Origin of the sequence: Spirabiliibacterium pneumoniae, from assembly GCF_014884995.1 — a bacterium.
GTDB classification, from domain to species: Bacteria; Pseudomonadota; Gammaproteobacteria; order Enterobacterales; family Pasteurellaceae; genus Spirabiliibacterium; species Spirabiliibacterium pneumoniae.
In genome coordinates this window covers 1-21,223 of the sequence record NZ_JABMII010000017.1, presented here as the reverse complement: position 1 = coordinate 21,223, position 21,223 = coordinate 1, and the positions used below count along the sequence as shown (strand labels likewise).

The 21,223-nt window shown below is 45.3% G+C and carries 16 protein-coding genes and 1 rRNA gene; 12 read left to right on the top strand and 5 right to left on the bottom strand.

Annotated elements, in window-relative coordinates; translation table 11 throughout:
- Nucleotides 1-83 precede the first annotated feature (83 nt).
- Nucleotides 84-199 (top strand): 5S ribosomal RNA (gene rrf / locus HPC38_RS09705).
- A 649-nt stretch (nt 200-848) separates the two neighbouring features.
- Here rrf and HPC38_RS09700 read toward each other — a convergent pair.
- The 3 genes from HPC38_RS09700 to HPC38_RS09690 form a co-directional block, all read right to left on the bottom strand.
- Nucleotides 849-1,655 carry a sulfite exporter TauE/SafE family protein gene (locus HPC38_RS09700; RefSeq protein ID WP_208121080.1) on the bottom strand — a complete coding sequence of 269 codons (807 nt, stop codon included), beginning with the start codon at nt 1,653-1,655 and terminating at the stop codon, nt 849-851.
- Between the two features lie 125 nt (nt 1,656-1,780).
- Entirely contained in the window at nt 1,781-3,193 is a 1,413-nt protein-coding gene (locus HPC38_RS09695) for a sulfatase (protein WP_208121079.1), read from the bottom strand.
- 2 nt (nt 3,194-3,195) lie between these two features.
- Nucleotides 3,196-4,953 carry a solute:sodium symporter family transporter gene (locus tag HPC38_RS09690; protein ID WP_208121078.1) on the bottom strand — a complete coding sequence of 586 codons (1,758 nt, stop codon included), beginning with the start codon at nt 4,951-4,953 and terminating at the stop codon, nt 3,196-3,198.
- Between the two features lie 314 nt (nt 4,954-5,267).
- On the opposite strand from HPC38_RS09690, the gene HPC38_RS09685 reads away from it, so the two are divergent.
- From HPC38_RS09685 to HPC38_RS09635, 11 genes are all read left to right on the top strand, one after another.
- A complete protein-coding gene (locus HPC38_RS09685) occupies nt 5,268-6,944 on the top strand; it encodes a solute:sodium symporter family transporter (protein WP_208121077.1) in 1,677 nt (558 codons plus the stop codon).
- A gap of 9 nt (nt 6,945-6,953) precedes the next feature.
- Nucleotides 6,954-8,402, top strand: a complete 1,449-nt coding sequence (locus HPC38_RS09680) for a sulfatase-like hydrolase/transferase (RefSeq protein ID WP_208121082.1) — start codon at nt 6,954-6,956, stop codon at nt 8,400-8,402.
- 9 nt (nt 8,403-8,411) lie between these two features.
- The gene (locus tag HPC38_RS09675; RefSeq protein WP_208121076.1) at nt 8,412-9,365 is read left to right on the top strand and encodes an ROK family protein; all 954 of its coding nucleotides are present in this window, start codon (nt 8,412-8,414) and stop codon (nt 9,363-9,365) included.
- 110 nt (nt 9,366-9,475) lie between these two features.
- Nucleotides 9,476-10,066 carry a Crp/Fnr family transcriptional regulator gene (locus tag HPC38_RS09670; RefSeq protein WP_208121075.1) on the top strand — a complete coding sequence of 197 codons (591 nt, stop codon included), beginning with the start codon at nt 9,476-9,478 and terminating at the stop codon, nt 10,064-10,066.
- A gap of 73 nt (nt 10,067-10,139) precedes the next feature.
- Nucleotides 10,140-10,490, top strand: coding sequence for an arsenate reductase (locus HPC38_RS09665; RefSeq protein WP_208121074.1), 351 nt, complete (start codon nt 10,140-10,142; stop codon nt 10,488-10,490).
- Nucleotides 10,490-11,620 carry a succinyl-diaminopimelate desuccinylase gene (dapE, locus tag HPC38_RS09660; RefSeq protein WP_208121073.1) on the top strand — a complete coding sequence of 377 codons (1,131 nt, stop codon included), beginning with the start codon at nt 10,490-10,492 and terminating at the stop codon, nt 11,618-11,620. Before HPC38_RS09665 ends, dapE begins: the two co-directional genes overlap by 1 nt.
- A 3-nt stretch (nt 11,621-11,623) precedes the next feature.
- Nucleotides 11,624-12,301 (top strand): M15 family metallopeptidase, encoded by a 678-nt coding sequence (locus tag HPC38_RS09655; protein WP_208121072.1) that lies wholly within the window; start codon nt 11,624-11,626, stop codon nt 12,299-12,301.
- A 185-nt stretch (nt 12,302-12,486) separates the two neighbouring features.
- Entirely contained in the window at nt 12,487-13,923 is a 1,437-nt protein-coding gene (gene ptsG, locus HPC38_RS09650; protein ID WP_208121071.1) for a PTS glucose transporter subunit IIBC, read from the top strand.
- A gap of 126 nt (nt 13,924-14,049) precedes the next feature.
- Entirely contained in the window at nt 14,050-15,021 is a 972-nt protein-coding gene (locus tag HPC38_RS09645; RefSeq protein WP_208121070.1) for an ABC transporter substrate-binding protein, read from the top strand.
- A 52-nt stretch (nt 15,022-15,073) separates the two neighbouring features.
- Nucleotides 15,074-15,985 (top strand): ABC transporter permease, encoded by a 912-nt coding sequence (locus HPC38_RS09640; RefSeq protein WP_208121069.1) that lies wholly within the window; start codon nt 15,074-15,076, stop codon nt 15,983-15,985.
- Entirely contained in the window at nt 15,982-16,776 is a 795-nt protein-coding gene (locus HPC38_RS09635) for an ABC transporter ATP-binding protein (protein WP_208121068.1), read from the top strand. Before HPC38_RS09640 ends, HPC38_RS09635 begins: the two co-directional genes overlap by 4 nt.
- 137 nt (nt 16,777-16,913) lie before the next feature.
- On the opposite strand, the gene HPC38_RS10500 is transcribed toward HPC38_RS09635, so the two are convergent.
- A complete protein-coding gene (locus HPC38_RS10500; RefSeq protein WP_235977724.1) occupies nt 16,914-19,577 on the bottom strand; it encodes a DEAD/DEAH box helicase in 2,664 nt (887 codons plus the stop codon).
- Between the two features lie 10 nt (nt 19,578-19,587).
- Complete coding sequence (locus HPC38_RS09620) at nt 19,588-21,165, bottom strand: site-specific DNA-methyltransferase (protein WP_408021853.1); 1,578 nt, start codon at nt 21,163-21,165, stop codon at nt 19,588-19,590.
- Nucleotides 21,166-21,223 lie beyond the last annotated feature (58 nt).

Here is a 21,223-nt window from a genome sequence, read left to right as displayed (position 1 = left end):
GCTTGTGACCAAGAAGAACATTAAAAAGAACAAACAAAAAAGACAAAACGTAGCAAACAAAGTAACGGATAAAAAAGAATTATCCCGGCGGCGATAGTGCAGTGGTCCCACCTGACCCCATGCCGAACTCAGAAGTGAAACGCTGTAACGCCGATGGTAGTGTGGGGTCTCCCCATGTGAGAGTAGGACACCGCCGGGTTTTACCGAACAAGACACCTTGTAGCGATACAAGGTGTTTTTTTATGCCTGAATTTTACCTGTAGCGATGACCGCACTTTGGAGATGCTATAACAGTAATGTGGTGACGCAGTAATCAATAACAAAAGTATGCTAGGTTATAGCTCACTATCATAGCCCATCCTTTTTAGGAATAAAGTTTATATTGTAAATATTTAGCTTTACTAATTTATTGGGTGGCTTGATATAATACAATTCGCTTTTATTTTTAATAAAAACAAAAAGTATCAACGAAAGTTATAGTTAACTTAAATAGTTGAGGGTGTAATATAATGAGATAGTCAAAAGTCTTTTCTCTGATTATAATTTTTAGCGGTTATGCTGTTTAGAGCTCTCTTATTTGAAAGCTAAAGGGGAGTATACTAGAGTAGTTTATTCGTTTGAGTACAATAACACCACCGATAAGCACGAATTATGTACAGTCGATGTTGATAATAGCAGATTACTCAAATTGCTACTCATCATCTTGATTACTCAACTAAAATAACAGAAAACTCGGCAGGTATTGCAAACTAAAATACGGATAAAAGTGCGGTCGAATTATAAATATTCTGGAAAATGTACTGGTAACACCGCACTTTAATGATACAAGTGCGGTGTTACTGATAATTTTAGACGAATTGCAGCGCGACCATGTAAAGGGCGATGACCAGTAATATTAAACCTAATAGAGTGTTGGCGAGTTTGGGTTTGAGGATGCCGCGGATTTTCATGGAGAAGAAGCTCATTACAAATGAGCTGAGCACGACGATGCTGACGATGGAAAAGTTGACGTAGCCTATTTGCCATGAGTTAGCAAGGTGGATGCTTGGCGTTTTGGAGAGATACCCATAAAGGCTTCCAAGCCCGCCGATGACCATCATCCAGTTAGTGTAGGCGGACACTTGATGGGGCTTGACACTGGGAAGTTGGTTGACGAGTGGAGCCATAATTGATCCGCCACCGATACCTGTCATGCCAGCCACACTGCCGCCAAACAGGCATACGGCAATGCCTTGCCATGTGTCATTTTTGATTTTTTCGCCTTCTTTTTCGCTGTGTTTAAACGGTGAGGTTAAGAAGGTTTTAATGGCTAAAATCAGTAGCGTTACCACAAACACAGTAATGATGATCCAGTCTGCTACCAAAAAACTGACTTCAAAGCCGGCTTGCACGCCGATAATCATGCCGATAGACCATAATAGCATGCTGCGCATATTGATTTTAATCTGCTGTTTGTGAAACGAGATTAAATTAATAAGTGCGGTTCCCATGACAATGGTCAACGAGGTTGCAGCCACCATTTGCAGAGGGATTTCAGGGAATAATGTATGTAGCGTTGGCACCATCAACACGCCACCGCCAATGCCAAAAAGTGCTGACATGAGGTTGGTCAAAATGCCGCAGATAATCAAAATAAAAATTAGTGATACTGTCATAATCGTTACTATTCTGCCTCGTTGTGCGTATTGTGACGGAAATTTCAGCCACGCCTTATGATCATAGTCATATTTGCTGCTGCGAATTTATTGCCACACCTAGGCAAGCTAGGTGTGGCGTGAGGTTATGCACTGTGATAGTTTGGATTTGGTTGTGGGATGCGAGCACCGACATCAAGTTTCCACTGATCCAATTTTGCTTTGAGATTTTTCACGATTTCAGGGTGCGCAGTGCTCAGGTCGTGCTTTTCCCCTACGTCGTTGTGAATGTTGTAAAGCTCCAGTTTGCCATCTTCAAAAAACTCAAGCAATTTCCACTCGCCATCACGAATTGAGCACCCCGGTGTGCAGCCTTGATTGCTGTAATGTGGGTAGTGCCAGTAAAGCGCTCGGTCAAGTGCGGTTTGCGTTTGGGTGAGAATTGGCAAAATGCTCACGCCGTCGCAGTGTTGTTCTGGGCGCAGTGGTAAACCAGCAGCTTCTAATAATGTTGGATAGAAATCGGTGGAGGTCACGGGTGTTTCCAGCAGCACATTCGGGGCGATTTTGCCCGGCCAACGCACAATCAATGGCTCACGGGTGCCGCCTTCATACATCCAGCCTTTGCCTTCACACAATGGTTTGTTCGTGGTTGGAGAGCCTTCCGCCGTGGCAAGCCCGCCGTTGTCGCTGTAAAAAATCACGATAGTGTCTTCTTCAAGACCGTTTTCTTTTAAGCAATCAAGCACGCGGCCAATGTTCCAGTCAAGATTTTCCACCATTGCGGCGTAGGTTGGGTCGCTTTGCACGGTGCGGCGCAGAACATAATCATCTTGCTTGTGTACACACGGGAAGTGCTCGCCTTTTTCAAATGGATTGATTTGATCCAGCCCGAGACTACGCGCCTTTTTGCGGTATTTTTCCACCAAATTGGTGTGGCACTCAATTGGCGTATGCACCGCGTAGTGGGAGAGATACATAAACCACGGTTGATCGCTCTCTTTGCCTTCACGGATCAGTTTGATCGCTTCATCCGTTAAGCGGTCGGTGAGGTATTCTCCCTCTGGGCCATCCTCTAAAGTTTCAATGCCGTAAGGCGAGAAATAGCCTTTAAATGGGTGCCCCCAATCGCAGCCGCCGATGTTGACATCAAAACCGTGTTTGTCAGGGTAGGTTTCAAAGCGGCGTTCATCGTGTTTGCTAAGATGCCACTTGCCGACATGCCAAGTGCGGTAGCCTCCTTCTTTGAGCGCTTTGGCAAGTGAAAATTCATCGGTGCTGAGATGATCAATGTAAGGCACATCAGCCAATTTCCCTTCAGAACGCCCCCCAAGCCATTGGGTCATCCCTAACCGCGCAGGGTATTTGCCTGTGAGAATGCTCGCACGGGTTGGCGAGCACACAGGGCAAGAGGCGTAGGCGTCGGTGAAACGCGCGCCTTCTTGCGCAAATTGGTCAAGGCGCGGTGTTTCATAGAAAGTGCTGCCATAACAGCCAGTGTCTGTCCAGCCGTAATCATCGAGCAGGATAAATAAAATATTGGGTTTTTTAGCCATCATCATCACTCCTTATTATTCGCATAGCGATTAGCGATATAGCGATTATAAATAGGTTGCACTTTTAAGTGTAGCCATGCGCACACCACAGCGCAAATGGCGGCAGCGATCAGGAAATACGTCCAAAAGTCAGGTGAAACAACATCTTCGGCATAGGCTAAGCCTACTTTTGAGAAGATAACATAGATAAGCGTTGCACAAGAAAGCAAAATGCCGCTGGTGAGTAATGAGTAATTCCATGCCGTCATATTCACTTTGGCTTTATGGGTTGCCAGCACCGCTTTAGCTTCGCCTGGACGCACTTTAGCCCACACAATCAGCATGATGATTTCAAAGATAAAGAGTAAGCCGTAAACGTGCATCCAGTGAATATGAATGTATTTTTTCAAGCCAAAGACTAATAGATAGTAAACAATGACATGGAAGATAATCATAAACTTAGCTGCAAATTCACTCACATGCAGGCGTTTACCAAACAAACCGAGTAATACAAGGCTAACAATGGGAATGGCGATAAAACCAGTGAATTGTTGTAAGAAAATAAACAAGCCTTGTGGCGCGTAGAACAGATTCGGCGCGATCACAATGGTTAGGGCTGAGCAAGCAATCCCGAAAAATTTTGATACTTTAATGACTTTTTCATCGTTAGCTTGAGGATTGATAATCGGTTTATAAATATCCACAGCAAACAAGGTGGAAGCGGAGTTAATCAATGAATTGTAGGTTGAGAATACCGCTCCGAGCAATACGGCAACAAACAAGCCTAACAATGGCGCAGGTAATACATTGGCAACCAATGTTGGGTAGGCTAAATCTTTGCTTTCAAAGCCTGTGCCATAGAGATGGAATGCAATCAGACCAGGGAAGAGTGCGATAAACGGCACAATCATTTTAAAGAAGCCCGCCAATAACAAGCCTTTTTGCCCTGATCGTAGGCTTTCTGCCCCTAACGCGCGCTGAATGATGAACTGGTTGGTGCCCCAATAGAAGGTGGCGAGCACCATTAAACCTGTGAATACGGCAGCAATGGGAATAGCGTCAAGTTTTGATCCCACGCCGATAGCATCCAGTTTTTCTGTGTTGGTGACGGCGATGTAATGCAACGTTTCAACCAAGTTGCCTTGAATTTTGTCACCTAACGCCATTAAACCAAATACAGGAATCATACAGCCAATCACCAAAAGCCCGATACCGTTCAATGTATCAGACACGGCAACCGCTTTTAGCCCTCCAGCTACGGCGTAGATCGCACCGATAATGCCAATTACTACGGTGCATAGCCACAGCGCTTCCATTTTGGAAAGCCCGAGCCAGTGTTCGATATTGAGAATTTTCATCAAGGCCAGTGCACCACCATAAAGCACGGTTGGCGACCATACAAACAGATAACCAAACATAAAGAGATACACGATAAGTTTACGCGTGCCTTCGCCGTAATGGGAGCTTAAAAATTCAGGCATGGTGGAAAATGCGCCGCCGAGATACATTGGCAAGAACAAAATGGCGAGTAAAATAATGCCTCGAATGGCCCAAATTTCCCAAGCCAATGCGGTCATATTGCCCGCATAAGCCACGCCGCTTTGACCGACCAATTGCTCAGTGGAAATGTTGGTCAGCAGCAAAGAGCCTGCAATAAACAAAGCACCGAGTTTGTTGCCCGCGAGAAAATAGCCACTGGAGGTGGAAATGGTTCCTTTGGTTTTATACCACGAGAACCACGCAACAAATGCCATAAAGGCAAAGCAGGTGATAAATGCAAACATAATGTTCTCCTTTGCGTGAATATGTATTGTCAGTTTAAGGAGCGTGCTATCAAACCATTATGATCACGGTCAGAAATTGGATGTGAAATGCCTCACAAAAATATAAAGTGCGGTTGTAAGAGAAGGAAAAATAGTGTGTTTCGTGATTAAGATCACGTCGATTATATGATCATTATTATAACGATTTGCTAACAAAACGACTACCCTAAAAATGCACTGTCAGCTTGCGCAGTGTTTGTGCAATATATTGATATTCATCATTATTTTAAGTTTCTCGCAATATTTAGATGTGAAGTGCGGTTTAAGGAGCAAATATGTTTGTTACAATAATCAGCTTTCTCGTGGTCACGGGACTTGTGGCACTCGTGTCGTGGTATCGAACCAAAAACGATGATTTAACCACCTCAAAGGGTTATTTTTTGGCTGGGCGTGGTTTGGGCGGTTTGGTCATTGGTTGTTCCATGGTGTTGACTTCGTTGTCAACAGAACAATTAATCGGGGTAAATGCGAATTCATATAAAGGCAATTTCTCCATCATTGCATGGACGGTACAGTCCGTCATTCCATTGTGTTTTTTGGCGTTGTATTTGCTACCAAAATACATTAAAAACGGCTACACCACCATTCCTGAATTTTTTGAAAACCGTTTTGACCGTCAAACTCGGTTGATTATGTCGACGCTGTTTTTGATTTTCTATCTCTTTATCGCTATTCCAACCGCACTTTACACAGGGGCGATTGCGTTTAACAAAATTTTTAATCTTGAAACCATTTTTGGGATCACGTACGCTGAATCTATTGTCTATACCGTGATTGCCATCGGGATTGTCGGCTCCATTTATGCGATTTTTGGGGGCTTGAAAGCGGTGGCGGTGTCTGATACCGCTAATGCCATCATCTTGGTGATTGGTGCGCTACTAGTGCCCATCTTTGCGTTGGCGTATCTTGGCGATGGCAGCTTTACTGAAGGGGTGAGAGTGATCACTACCACCCATGTGGAAAAATTTAATGCCATTGGAAGTGCCACCGACGCTGTGCCATGGCCAGCGATGTTTACAGGAATTTTGATTGTAAACTTCTTCTACTGGACAACCAACCAAGCGATTGTGCAACGTGCGTTGGGCGCACGCAATCTTCAAGCGGGACAAAAAGGGATTTTGATTGCAGCACTCTTCTTGCTGTTGTTGCCAATTATTTTAAACCTACCAGGACTGTTGAGCTTCCATATTGTCGGCCCTGGCCTTGACCCAATCGATTTGTCATACCCAGAATTGGTTAACCGCGTGATGCCAACCGCACTTAAAGGGTTCTTCGTTGCGGCTTTGTTCGGCGCTATTTTGAGTACCTTTAACTCGTTCTTAAACTCTGCGGCGACCATTTATTGTAAAGACTTGCTGCCGTCGATTAGTCAAAAAGTGCGGTCTGAAAAAGAGCTGATCACCTATGCGAAAAAAATCTCTGCCGTGATGGCGGTGGTGACGATGATTATTGCACCACTTTTAATGTTCGGCACCGATGGTATCTTCTTAGTGGTGAAACGCTTTGCTGGCTTTGTGAATATTCCAATCGTGGCGTTGTTTGCTGTGGGGATTTTTAACCGCACGGTGTCAGGTAAAGCCGCACGTATTGCTGTATTGCTGCACATTATCTTGTATTTTACCCTAGTGTGGGTGCTGAAAGTGAAAGCGAACTTTGTGTATGTGATGGCATGGTTGTTCGTGTTTGATGTGGTGGTCATGCTTGTGCTAGGTACATTCTTAAAACGCGCTGAACCTTATCAAGACAGTATAGTAAACAAAGGGGATGTTGATCTCTCCAACTGGAAATATGCTAAGATGACCGTAGCGTCATTGGTATTGGGGTTGGTGACACTCTATTCGCTACTTTCACCGATTGGTCTTGCGTCAGAATGGGGCAACCCGTCGATGATTCTGCTGGCGTATGCCGTTATCCAAGTCATAATTATTGTGGTTATGCGTAAAAAAGCCTAGGAGTAAATGATGAATAATGTTGTCTATATTTTGTTGGATCAAGTCAGAAAAGACATGCTGGGCGCCTATGGGCATAAAATTGTGAAAACACCCAATATTGATCGTTTGGCTAAAGAAGGGATCCGTTTTAACAATGCGTTTACGCCAGCCTCTGTCTGCGGGCCTGCGCGGACATCATTATTCACAGGATTGATGCCGTCGTCGCACGGCATTATCCGCAACGGCGAAAAGGGCGGAACAGGCGAGGTCAGCAAAGATCAAGCCAATATTGCCGATGTGCGTGGTTACAACACCTATGTCGTGGGGAAATGGCATGTGGGTACGCGTTGTGTGCCTGAAGACTACGACATCAAAGGGCATAATTTTGATGGCTATGGTTATCCTGGCAGTGGCGTGTATAAAAATTTGGTGTTTGATCAACCGCCAACTCATTCCAACCGTTACAAAGAATGGCTGGAGGAAAAAGGCTTTGATATTCCTGAAGTGAGCCGCGCCTATTTTGGGGACAATCCGCACTTGCGTGTACAGGAGTTGTGTGGATTGCTCTCGGGTAGCAAAGAAGCGACTATTCCGTATTTTATTATTGATGAGGCGAAACGCTATATTCGAGAATCGTTAGATGAAAACAAGCCATTTTTTACGTGGGTCAATTTCTGGGGGCCGCATACACCGTGCATCGTGCCTGAGCCGTATTATTCCATGTATAACCCTGATGATGTGGTGCTGGATAAAAGTTTCTTCACCCCGTTGGAAGGCAAACCAGGGCATTATAAAACGATTTCCAAAATGTGGGGTATGTGGAGTGCTAGTGAAGAACATTGGAAAGAAGTCATTTGTAAGTTTTGGGGATATATCACCTTAATTGATGATGCCATCGGTGAACTGTTTGCCTTTTTGGAAGAAAAAGGGCTGTATGATCAAACCTTTGTTGTGGCAACCGCCGATCATGGTGATGCCATGGGGGCGCATAAAATGATCGAAAAAGGTGAGTTTATGTTTGAAACTACCTACAACATTCCGATGATTATCAAAGATCCACAGTCTCATCGTGTCAATGAAGAAGATGATAATTTGATTTATCTCCACGATCTCACCTCAACCGTGTTTGATATTGCAGGGCAAGCGGTGCCTGAGGCCTTTGAAGGAGAGAGTTTGCTGCCGATTGTGCGTGAGGGGAAAAATAACACGCGTAAAGGTGTACTCGGGCAGTTAGCTGGGCATTTCGTCTATTTTGAACAGCGAATGTGGCGGCGGAAGGATTACAAATTGGTGTTCAACGCCAGTGATGTGTGTGAGCTTTACGACATCAAAAATGATGTCGAGGAGCTGCATAATCTTTTCTATGATGAAGCCTATCGCGAGGTTAAAAAAGAGATGCTAGAAGAGATGTATGCAGAGATGACACGCCTAAAAGATCCGCTGGCAAATTGGGTATATCGAATTATTGATGAAGTGTAAGGAGGCGAGATGCGTTATTATGCGGGTGTCGATATTGGTGGCACGAACACAAAAATAGGGCTGGTGGACGACAGTTTTAATGTGCTGGCGCAAACCCAAATCAAAACGCGCTCCGCCGACGGCGCTGAGCGCACATTTACACGCATTTGGGAGAGTATCAACCAGCTTGTTCGTGAGCAAGGTTTAGAGATTGACGCACTGGAGGGCATAGGGCTCGGCATTCCTGGGCCTGTGGTGGACAATGCAATTGTTAAAATTGCAGCCAACTTTTCGTGGGGCAATGATTTTAACGCTAAAGCCTTGCTTGAGCGTATTGCTAAAAAGCCCGTGAAAGTGGACAACGACGTGCGCGTTATTACGCTGGGTGAAAAACTGTTTGGGCAATGCCAACACTACGACAACGCAATTGTTATACCGATTGGCACAGGCGTGGCCTCAGGTTTAATTATCAATGGGCAGGTGGTTGCAGGCAGTGCAGGGTTTGCTGGCGAGTTTGGTCACATTCGCGTGGAAGAAAATGGCTATCAATGTGGCTGTGGCTTGCAAGGCTGCTTAGAAACGTATGTTTCGGCACCAGGCATTGTGCGTGCGGCCAAAAAAGCCCTTAAAGAAAAGCCAAGTGGTATGCTTTACCAAAATTTTAGTAATTGTTTGGAACGCCTCGAAGCGCATCACGTTTTTGAATGCGCGCAAGCAGGCGATGAGCTGGCCGAGCAAGTGATCGCACAATTTTGCCGTCATTTAGCTTTTGGCATTGGGGTGCTGGTGAATCTTCTCAACCCACAAGCCATCGTGTTGGCAGGAGGTGTGGCGAAATCAGGGGATTATATTATTGAGCGCGTATGGCGCATCTTACCGCACTTTGCCTTAGGGGTATCGCTGAAAACATTAACGATCAGCGCGACCGCACTTTCTGAAACGGCAGGCATTAAAGGCGCCGCTGCACTGATGATTAAAGTATAAAAGGGCGTAATGCCCTTTTATCTGTTATCTCTATCACACTTTTGCTGATTGCAGCTTTTCTTCTGCCCCCATCGTGGCACAATTGAGAAAAGTTGTTATCGGGATTTTGTATGCACACACCACATCAGGCGTTAAAAAATTGTCAACTCACCTATCTTCACACCCTTGAAAAGGGCACAACCATTTATAAACAAGGCGAACGGGCTAACGAATTTTATTATGTGGAAAGCGGATTGATCGGGCTTTATCACACGTTAGAAAACGGTAAAGAAAGCCTGTTGCGCCTGTATCAAAAAGGCGATTATTTTGGCTTTCGCACGCTTTTTGGCAGGCCTTTTTATCATTGTAGTGCCAAGGTAATGATGGAGGCGGAAGTGGTGCGCATTCAGCCCCATGACTTGCTCAGTTTTCTTAAAGATAACCCCGAAACGGGCCAAAAGCTGCTTTATACGCTTGCCAATGAACTCGGTGATGCGGAGTATCGTTTAGCGAAAAGTGCCTATTTGAAAAGCCTCGACCGTGTCATCGATAGCGTCTATTTTTTAAGTGAAAATTACCCTGATTACGCATGGACTTATCGCGAAATTGCCGAATATGCTGGCTGTGAAACGGAAACGGCCATTCGCATTGGACGCGAGCTGAAACAAAAAGGCCTGCTAAAAAGTAGCGTGCGCCACCCAAGGCGGAAAAATAAAAGTTAAGTGCATTTGCCATTCGACAGCGTTTTTAATCTGTGCAACAATGCCACATTGCCTTTGGATTTAAGGAGATGTGATGTTAACCGTATATGGCATTAAAAATTGCGATACCGTCAAAAAAACTCTCAATTGGCTCTCTGAGCACGGCGTGCCTGCCCAGTTGCATGATTACCGTCAAGACGGCATCGATGCAGCCTTGATTGCAAAGCTGACCGCACTTTTTCCGTGGGAAACGCTCGTGAATAAGCGCAGTACCACATGGCGTAACCTTGATGACGCCACTAAAACCGCACTTTCACCTGATAATGTAGGCGAATTGCTGCTGGCCAACCCAACCCTGATCAAACGCCCGATTGTATTAGGTGCCCGTGAGCCGTTGATCGGGTTTAACGAAAAACAATACGCACAGGTGCTTCAGGGGGAATGATGCAACACGAAATTATCTCCCTTGCACAAGCGCTTATCCGCCGAGCTTCAATCAGCCCGCAAGATTTGGGTTGCCAAACTTTGATTGCTGAAAAATTGACCAAGTGCGGTTTTGACTGTGAATGGATGCCGTTTGGCGATACGCTCAATTTATGGGCGACTCACGGGCAGGGCAGCCCATGCCTTGCTTTTGCAGGGCATACGGATGTGGTGCCTGTGGGTGATGAAACACAGTGGCATTACCCACCGTTTTCAGCAGAGATCGTCGGTGATATGCTCTATGGGCGCGGTGCGGCCGATATGAAAGGCTCACTGGCAGCGATGGTGGTGGCAGCGTGTGCATTTGTGCAACAAAATCCCAATCACAAAGGTAAAATCGCCTTTTTGATCACCTCCGATGAAGAGGCCGCTGCCACCGATGGCACCGTCAAGGTGGTGGAACGATTAATGCAACGCGGTGAAACCATAGATTATTGCATGGTGGGTGAGCCTTCAAGCAGTAATGTACTGGGTGATGTTGTTAAAAATGGCCGACGTGGTTCGATTACAGGTGATCTTCATGTGTTTGGTATTCAAGGCCATGTTGCCTACCCACACTTGGCGGAAAACCCTGTGCATAAAGCACTCAAAGCACTCGATGAGTTGGTGAGTATCCAGTGGGATAACGGAAATGAGTACTTCCCGCCGACGAGCTTGCAAATTGCCAATATTCACGCGGGCACAGGCAGCAATAACGTGATTCCAGGTGAGCTTTTTGTGCAGTTTAATTTGCGTTTTAGCAATGAGCAAACCGCTGAGAAAATCCAGCAACGGGTCACCGCACTTTTGGAGCACTATGGTTTGAACTATAACCTACAATGGCGCCTATCGGGCAATCCGTTTTTGACCCCTGAGGGCGAATTTGTTAACGCAGTGAAAAATGCGGTTGGCGCTGTGCTGAATGTTGAGCCGAAACTCGACACGGGCGGCGGCACGTCGGATGGGCGATTTATCGCGCAAATGGGGGCGCAGGTGGTCGAGTTTGGGCCACTCAATCGCACCATTCACAAAGTGGACGAATGCGTCAGCGTGCGTGATCTGTGTGCGCTTGCGCACGTTCACCTGCACTGGCTCAAGCAGCTGTTGGGGTAGCCAATGAATTTTACTAGCGAGATGCTCACAGGTCAAACGCAAGCCCATTTAGTGCCGTTGCCTAGCCCTTACGCCAGCCACCACAAGTTGCATCGTGAAACACTCAGTGCGTTTCAAGGCTTGCAACAAAGTGCGGTCAAGGCGGGGTTTGATTTGCAACCAGCCAGTTCATTTCGTGATTTTGAACGCCAGCGTCTTATTTGGAATGGCAAAATGAGTGGCGAGCGTAAAGTGCATGATGACAACGGTTGCGCGCTGGATTTCAGAGGCTGTGATGAATGGCAGAAAATTCAAGCGATTTTGCGCTGGTCGGCGATGCCGGGCGCCAGCCGTCACCACTGGGGCAGTGAAATTGATTTTTATGACCCAACGCGCTTGCCTGCGGGGCAAGCCTTGCAGCTTGAACCGTGGGAGTATCAAGCGGGCGGCTATTTTGCCGATCTCAGTGCGTGGCTGATGGATGCCTTACCGCACTTTGACTTTTACCTCCCGTTTATGCAAAACAGCAGCAAAGCGATCGGGTGTGAGCCGTGGCATATCAGCCATCGCGCAGTAGCAGAATGTGCTGCGCGCCAATTTACTCCTGATGTGCTCATAAAAAGCTGGCAGCACGCGCAAGTGTTAGGCAAAGCGATACTGTGTCAGCACCTTGATGATATTTTTGTGCAATTTATTTTATGAAATTAATTTTATATATATTGGAATTATTTTTTAGTTTTAAAAAAATGTGATCTCGCCCGAATTATTGAGAATTTCTTGAAAAAACCGTTGCCGAGTGCGCGTGTGCTCGGTATATTTTGCAAACTTGCTGGTAAGAGCAATATAACAATTACTTTATTTTCTCCCCTTCAATTAGGAGTCATTTTATGTCAAATATTTTTGCAAATGTGCAAAAAGTCGGAAAGGCATTAATGTTGCCTGTTTCTGTGTTGCCTGTGGCTGGGATTTTGCTCGGCATCGGGGCGGCACACTTTTCTTGGATGCCTGAAATTGTATCTAACTTGTTTGAACAAGCCGGTGGCTCAGTGTTTGGGCAAATGGCATTGTTGTTCGCCATCGGTGTGGCACTGGGATTTACCAACAATGACGGGGTAGCAGGCTTGGCTGCCACCGTAGGTTACGGCATTATGATCGCAACCCTTAAAGTGATGGCACCTATCGTGGGTGTGGAATCCATCGACACGGGGGTACTTGGTGGAATTTTAGTCGGAGGCGTGGCCGCATGGTCGTTTAACCGTTTCTTCCGTATCCAGCTGCCAGCCTATTTGGGCTTTTTTGCAGGCAAACGCTTTGTGCCGATTGTCACGGGTTCACTGACCATTTTACTGGGCGTGGGCTTGGCCTTTATCTGGCCGCCAGTGGGGCATGTGATTGACCTGTTCTCGAATTGGGCAGCAGAGCAAAATCCACAGCTAGCATTTGGGATCTACGGCGTGGTTGAACGTACGCTCATTCCATTTGGTTTGCACCACATTTGGAATGTGCCGTTCTTCTTCCAAGCAGGCACTTGTCAAAATGCCAACGGCGAAGTGCTGCACGGCATCGTGACCTGCTATGTTTCCGCAACAGAAGCAAGTCGCACCGCAGAAATGGGCTATTTTGGACAGCTGGCAGGCGGTTATATGTTTAAAATGTTTGGTCTGCCAGCCGCTGCTATCGCGATTTGGCGCGCGGCAAAACCTGAAAACCGCGCTCGCGTGGGTGGCTTGATGATTTCAGCTGCATTGACATCATTCTTAACAGGGATCACCGAACCCCTTGAGTTCTCATTTATGTTTGTTGCGCCGATTTTGTATGTTGTGCACGCCATTTTAGCAGGCTCTGCGTATGTGGTGACCAATATGCTTGGCATGGTACACGGCATGACCTTCTCCCACGGCTTTATTGACTTTGTGGTGCAATCATCCAACGCACATAAATTGTGGCTTTTCCCTGTGGTGGGCGCGATTTATGCCGCGATCTATTTCACCGTGTTTACAGTATTGATCAAAGTGATGAATCTCAAAACGCCAGGCCGTGAAGAAGTCACCGCCGACAGCAACAGCGTGTCTGAAAGCAAAGAAGACGAAATGGCGGCGAATTTGGTGGCGGCATTTGGTGGCAAAGAAAACATCAAGAGTTTGGATGCCTGTATCACTCGTTTGCGCGTGGGCGTACACGACATTACCAAAGTGGATCAAGCACGGCTTAAAGCTCTTGGAGCCGCAGGTGTTGTGGTGGTCGGTAGTGGTATTCAAGCCATCTTTGGCACCCGTTCGGAAAATTTGAAAACCGATATGGATCACTGGATCAAAGCCAACTAACCGCACTTTATGTGACAACCCTGCCAATAGGCAGGGTTTTTTTATACAAAAAGACTTGCATTGCGGTGAAAAATCAATATACTAGTTTACTAGTACATTAAATCACAAATAGAGAAGGTTCTTCGTATGAAATTGGTTAAAAAAGTTGTTATTTCAGCCTTGAGCGCACTGGCATTAATGAGCACAGCTCATGCAGCAGACGGCGTAAAAAAAGTCGCGATCACCACCATTGTTGAGCACCCTGCATTAGAGGAAATCCGCCAAGGAATTGTGGATCAACTCGCAAAAGAAGGCTTTGTGGACGGCAAAACCATCAAAATTGATTATCAAAACGCGCAAGGCAGTGGCGCCACGGCAGGGCAAATCGCACGCAAATTTGTTGGCGACAACCCAGATGTGATCATTCCTATCACCACTCCTAGCGCGCAGCCTGTAGCAGCGGCAACGCGTTCAATTCCTGTGATTTTTTCAGGCGTGACAGACCCGATTCACGCCAAATTAGTCAAACAATTCGGTAAAAATCCAGGTAACATCGCTGGCGTGTCGGATCAAGCACCACTAGAGCCACAAATTGAGGTTATGCAAAAATTGATTCCAAACTTAAAAACCATTGGTTTTATTTATAGCCCAGGTGAGGCTAATTCCGTTGCTGTGCTTGATATGCTGGAAAAAGCAGCCGCTGAGAAAGGTTTGAAAGTGCTTGCCATGCCAGCCCAACGCACGGTGGACATTTCAACGGCGGCAGCAAGCCTTGTGGGCAAGGTACAAGTGATTTACACCTCTGAAGACAATAACGTGGTTTCTGCCTATGAAGCGCTCTACAAAGTGGCGAGTGATAGCAAAATTCCATTGATTGCTTCCGATTTAGGCTCCGTGAAAAAAGGCGCGATTGCCGCAATCGCAACAAATCAATACAATGTTGGCGTAGAAACTGGTAAACTTGCAGCCCAAGTGTTGCGTGGCGAGGCGGTATCGAATCTCAACACCATTCGTACCGACCATGATCTGGATTTCTTCTTGAATGTGAAATCCGCCACAGCGCAAGGCATTAACGTTCCTCAAGCGCTGCGAGAAAAAGCCACCCAAATTATTGAATAATAACGGCTTTGCAACCGCACTTTGAACTCAAAGTGCGGTTTGGTATTTTTTTATGACAACGGTTTTATTTTTAGGCGCGCTTGAGATTGGCTTGATTTATGCCCTCGTCGCACTCGGCGTGCTGATTTCATTTCGTATTTTAGATTTTCCTGACCTTACCGCCGACGGCAGTTTTCCGCTCGGTGGTGCCGTGTGTGCCGTGTGCATTATCAATGGCGTGAATCCATGGGTGGCCACCATCTTAGCCACATTCGCAGGGGCTATGGCGGGCTTTGTCACTGCGTGGTTGCACGTTTCGCTGAAAATTTTACAACTGCTGGCGAGCATTTTGGTGATGCTCGCGCTGTATTCCGTCAACTTACGCATTATGGGTTCGCCCAATGTTTCCCTGCTTGGCGAGCCGATTATTTACGACACTTGGGCGGGTGATAATTTCGAGACGCTGCGCTACTGGCAGCCATTGATGGCGCTAGGCTTTGTGATTGTGGGTAAGTTATTCCTAGATTGGTTTTTTAACACCCAAACAGGCCTTGCGGTGCGCGCAACGGGCGCCAACGCCCGCATGGCAAAAGCGCAGGGCATTTCCACAGGTAAAATGGTTTTTCTCGGTATGGCGATTTCCAACGGCTTGATTGCCTTAGGCGGTGCGCTGTATGTGCAAAGTCAAGGCGGGGTGGATATGTCTATCGGCGTGGGTACAATTGTGATTGGCTTGGCGGCTGTCATTATTGGCGAAACCTTGATTCCTTCAAAAAATATTGTGGTGATCACCCTTGCGGTGGTGATCGGCTCGATTTTATATCGCTTTTTTATTGCTATTGCGCTGAGCAGTGACACCTTGCGTGAAATAGGTTTCCGCGCACAAGATCTGAACCTTGTGACCGCACTTTTAGTGGTGCTGGTGCTGGTTGCGCCGCAAATCAAAGCCAAAATGCTTGCACGCGGTAAGGGGATGCCGTCATGATGAAATTAATCAATTTGCACAAAACTTTCAACCGCGGCACACCGATTGAAAATCCCGTCCTGCGCGGTATTTCGCTGGATATTGCCGAAGGGGAATTTGTCACCGTGATCGGCAGTAACGGTGCAGGCAAATCCACCTTACTCAACGCCATTTGTGGTGATTATCCCGTCGATTGTGGCAAAATTTTCTTAAGCGGAGTAGACGTCACTAAGCAAAGCACCAGCCGCCGTGCAGCCATGGTTGCACGCGTGTTTCAAGATCCAATGCAAGGCACCTGTGAAGGCTTGACCATTGAGCAAAATATGGCGCTGGCGTATTACCGAGGTCGCCGCCGTGGCTTGGGGTTTTTCAGCAATAAAGCCACACGCGAGCTTTTTCAAGACAAACTGTCTATGCTCAAGCTCGGGTTGGAAAATCGTCTCAATGATCGCATGGGCATGCTCTCTGGTGGGCAGCGCCAAGCTGTCAGCTTGCTGATGGCATCACTGCAACCCTCTACTATTTTACTGCTCGACGAACATATCGCCGCCCTTGACCCAAAAACGGCAGATTTTGTGATGGCGTTAACGGATCAAATTGTGCGTGGGAATAAGTTGACGGTATTGATGGTGACCCACTCCATGCGCAAGGCGCTGGATCACGGTGATCGCACCGTGATGTTGCATCAAGGGCAAGTGGTGCTGGACGTCAGTGGTGACAAGCGCGCCCGCATGGACGTGCCAGATTTGTTGGCGATGTTTGAGCGCACGCGCGGTGAAGAAATTAGCGACGATAGTTTGTTGCTAGGGTAAGCAGTGACCGCACTTTGCATTAACAAAGTGCGGTTTTTGTTTTTCACCGTTTTGTTCTGGCGCTCCGCGCGCATGGTCATAACTCCGTTATCTTTATCACGCTTTCGCCTGCGGCGGGCAGCGTGATTTAAAAACAACTATTGGGAAATCTTATTTAAAAGCTGAGCTCTTACATCCCTTCCTTTCTCATCTTCTTTGCTTGCCATAATAAACAAACATCTACCATTGCTTAATGCTTCCCAACGTTCACCAATTAAGCATTTTTCCTTGCTGTCATCATTGGTTTTGTAGGGTTCACCTTTATATTCCACAATCAAAATTCTGTCGTCGTTTAACACAGCAATAAAATCAGGATAAAAATTATTTTTGGCAAGCGGCAAGCTAAAACCACGGTGAACAGGATTGCGAATCCAATATTTCACTTGTGGCAAGCTGTCAATGATCGTGGCGCACTCATATTCTTCACCCTGGGATTTTAAATCTTCAATCTGAGCGAAGTAGGCTTTTTGAAATCGGTAACGCCCGTTGTAAAAAGGTGGATGAGGCAAATAGTGGTTAGGGTTAAATTCAAATTGATATTGCGTATCCAAGCAGATCTGAACATCTCCATTATCCCCAAATAGAGAGCGTTGGTATTGTAAATTGACTGCCTGCTCGCGATAATCATTAATCAGATTTGTGATTTCTCGTACTAAGTTGAATCTTTGGTTAACAAGAGTGGTTAAGTTTTCACATCTTGTCAATAAATCACTAATTAATCTGCGCAAAAAGGTTTGTGATTGAACTTGTGAAACATCTGGCAATTTAAGCTGACTATCTAGCCAACGCACAAAATCATTCTCTGTCATGTCTAGCCAATCATCAGAAAAAGAGAACTGCTGCACTTGTTGGAAATGATAGGAAATATGGTCATTTTCTACTACATCAATTTCAAAGGCTGGGCTGTCATCTTGTAAGTTAAAACATTCCAGCTTGGCTGGATAATCTAATAAATTCCAGCCGTAATAATCCAACAGTATTTCTGTCTCTGCCAATTCTAACTCGCCTTGAATTTGCATACAAAGTTGTGGAATAGCGGGAAAAATTGCTCCTTTTTGAGCTGGCGACGCATTTTCGGCGATATTGGCATTATGGATGATAATGCTATTTTCCAGCTTTTCTTTCTGTTTACCTGTGGCAGTTGTTGTGATCACTTTTCTCAGATTGGCACCAATATTGCCTTGCACCTGCACCAAAATCACGTCATCTTGCTGGGTGATTGTTAACTGATTACGCTCATCATCATTTAATATAGCCACATCAGGTATTTTGCTTAATTCAAATATCGTTGTTGGTGACGCTGGTGTAAACAGCGGCATATCCAAGCCATCAAGTTCGTCTTGCTGTGGTGATGTTTTGAGCATTTGTGCCACTTCTAAGGCTTCAAATCCCATCGCAATTAAGCGATCGCCTAAACTGCGTGCCGTCGTGCCAAAGTGAGGTGAAGAAAGGTGAGCATAGGCTCGGTTTAAATCTTCAATTACACGACGCTTAGCATAGGGCATACGAAGCACTCGTCCTAATAGTTGCTCAGCCTCCTTGCTACTACCTACATTTTGTACAGAGCAGAAGACATAGGCAAAGGGGCAATCCCAGCCTTCTTTTAGTGCTTCAATAGTAATAACATAATTTATTGGGCACGATTTATCAGCGATGTTCACATTATCCAATTCATGTTGCTCTCCTGTAACGACCGCAATTTCTTTTTCATCAATATGCAATGTTTCTACTAAATATTTCTTGAGTACGTCTACTGTAATTGTTTCTCGAGTTTGGCTTTTAGGCTCAGCCTGAAATAACACAATCGGGCGAATATAATCTAATTCATTTTGCGCTTTTTGAGCTAATGCACCGCGCTCAATAACAGCACGATCTATTGCTTGCTGCCATGTTTTATGTTCTCGTAACATGATCGGCAGTTTAATCATCTCTTCTTCTTTTAATGCACCAGCACTAACGTGATACAAAATATTACTGCCCGTTTTTTTATCTTGATTGGGTGTGGCAGTAAATTCCAAAATCGCAGACGGCATTAAATTGGCAAACACATCAAAGGTTAAGGAAGTCCTTGCATTATGGGCTTCATCGACAATAATCAGCGGTCGATAGGCTTTGAGTAAATTCGCAAAAGAGCACTTTACCTGACCCAATTGCTTGGTCTGTAAACCATTTTCTTGTAGATCACTGGTGGAAACCTTATCTAAAAAGGGGAGCAGTTGGGCGGGGATTCGCTCAAAGTGCGGTGTTAATTTTTCATTAAAAGCATAAATTTTTCGTCCTTCGTCTTTCTCTTTTTCAATGCGGAAATTTTGCAAGGTGGAGACCACCACAATCGCCTTATTGCCTAAATCTTGTGGACGAATCAATTCAAATTGCTCTGATTCAATCACCAATACTTCGCGATTGAAAGTTTTATCAAGCACTACCCGATAAGGATGTTTCGGGTTTTTTAAGGCTTCTGCTGTCTGGCTTTTGATTGTTTTGCTAGGTACAAGCCAAAGGGTAATCGGGAAGTCTTGATGCAGATAATCTTTTGCCACTTGAGCAATGCTGTGAGCCGCCAATAGGGTTTTGCCACCGCCTGTGGGAATCCGCACGCAAACGTAGGGAATGGCTTTTAAATTTTCATGCGGGCTTGGTATTTTGTAGGCAAAATCAGGCTGCATTTGCTCAAAGGCTTCGGCAGAGGATTGTTTGACGCAAGCAGTGAAATAACGGCTAACGCTCTCCATGGCCTCTTGTTGATAAGCTTTTAGTTTCATTTTCTTCCCCTTACTTTGCCGATACATCGTGTGGAATCAATTTAAACGTCATGTTGTATTTTGCGAGTTTCTTTGAAGCTAAACGGCAGCTTTCACCGTAGACAACAATGTCCAAACCTGCTTGTACAAACTCATCAAGCCGTGGCAATTCCTTTAGAATTAAAGAAGTCAGTACATTACCCCCTTGAGGGCGTTTATCACCCAAAATGCCGTTAAACAACAAGTAAAATGCCTTGCCATTATGCACACCGATAAGTGGTGATTTCTCAGCATTGTTTTGCAATGCAGGCAAAGGGAAATAGTTCTCTGCATACCAAATATGCGCCGCCAAATCGTCAAATTGAATAGCAGAATTGATGGCACCAAACTCATCAAAAATCATTTCACCTAATTCACAAAAGCGAAAACTACCACCACCGTGCCACACACTTTCACTTCTGATTTTTTTAAGTTTAGCTGCCGTCTGAATTTTTTTTAGTGTTGCCTTATCCAGCAAATCTGTTTGGCCAATCGACTTTAAAACCTTATTGAATTTTTTAAGATCCTCAATATCCAAATCGAGGCTCTTCAACTCATCATTTTCCAATTCATAAAACTCTTGGCTGACAGAAATCCCGCCTTGTTCGCCTTCAATGACTTTTTTCAAACGTGGTATTACATGAGTTTTGGCGTGATTGCCGATTTCAATACCGATATAACGGCGATTCATTTTGTGGGCAACAGCAGCGGTGGTGCCCGAACCAAGAAAGCTATCGAGGACAAGGTCGCCCTCGTTGGTGGCTAAATGCAGAATCCGTTGCAGCAGTTTTTCAGGTTTTGGGGTGTCGAATACCTCATCGCTATTAAAGGCTTTAACTTCATCTTTTGCATCTCGTGTTGTGCCAACGTCTTTACCAAACCAAATAGTCTCGGGAATACGTCCTTTTTGGGCAAATAAATAAATTTTTCTGATAATTTTTGTTTCATCCTCAATAAATACAATCTCGCCACTCGCTACTTTTTCCATAAAAGTCTTTTTGCTCCAACGCCAACCTTTTTCAGGTGGATGAATTATTTTTCCACTTGGGGTTGTAACTTCATAACGTAGATTTTCTCGTAAATTAGGGCTTCTAAAATCTCCTGAACGCCAAGCGCCATTGGGGTCATTATCGGGATTTTTATAATTTACATTATGCTCATCAAGTCTCAGTAATAAGTTTCTTTGAAATCTCTCACTTTTTCGAAACACTAACAATTGATTATGGTGTAAAGAAAATAATTTTGAGTCATTTTTACCTTGAATACTATGCTGCCAAACCACATTTGCCACAAAATTATCCCGCCCGAAAATCTCATCGCACATCACTTTAAAATAATGCCCCTCTTTATCATCAATGGTTATCCAAATCGAGCCGTCTTCCGCAAGCAGTTCGCGCAACAACTCGAGTCGGGGGTACATCAAAGAGAGCCACAGACTATGCTCTAAATTATCATCATAATGTTCGAAAGCTTTTTTGGTATTGTATGGAGGATCGATAAAGATACATTTGACTTGCCCTGCATAAAAAGGCAATAGGGATTTCACGGCATCAAGATTATCACCGTGAATGATAAGATTTTCCTTGACAGGATAAGTTAATTCATTAGCCTTGGCTGGCTGGCTGGCT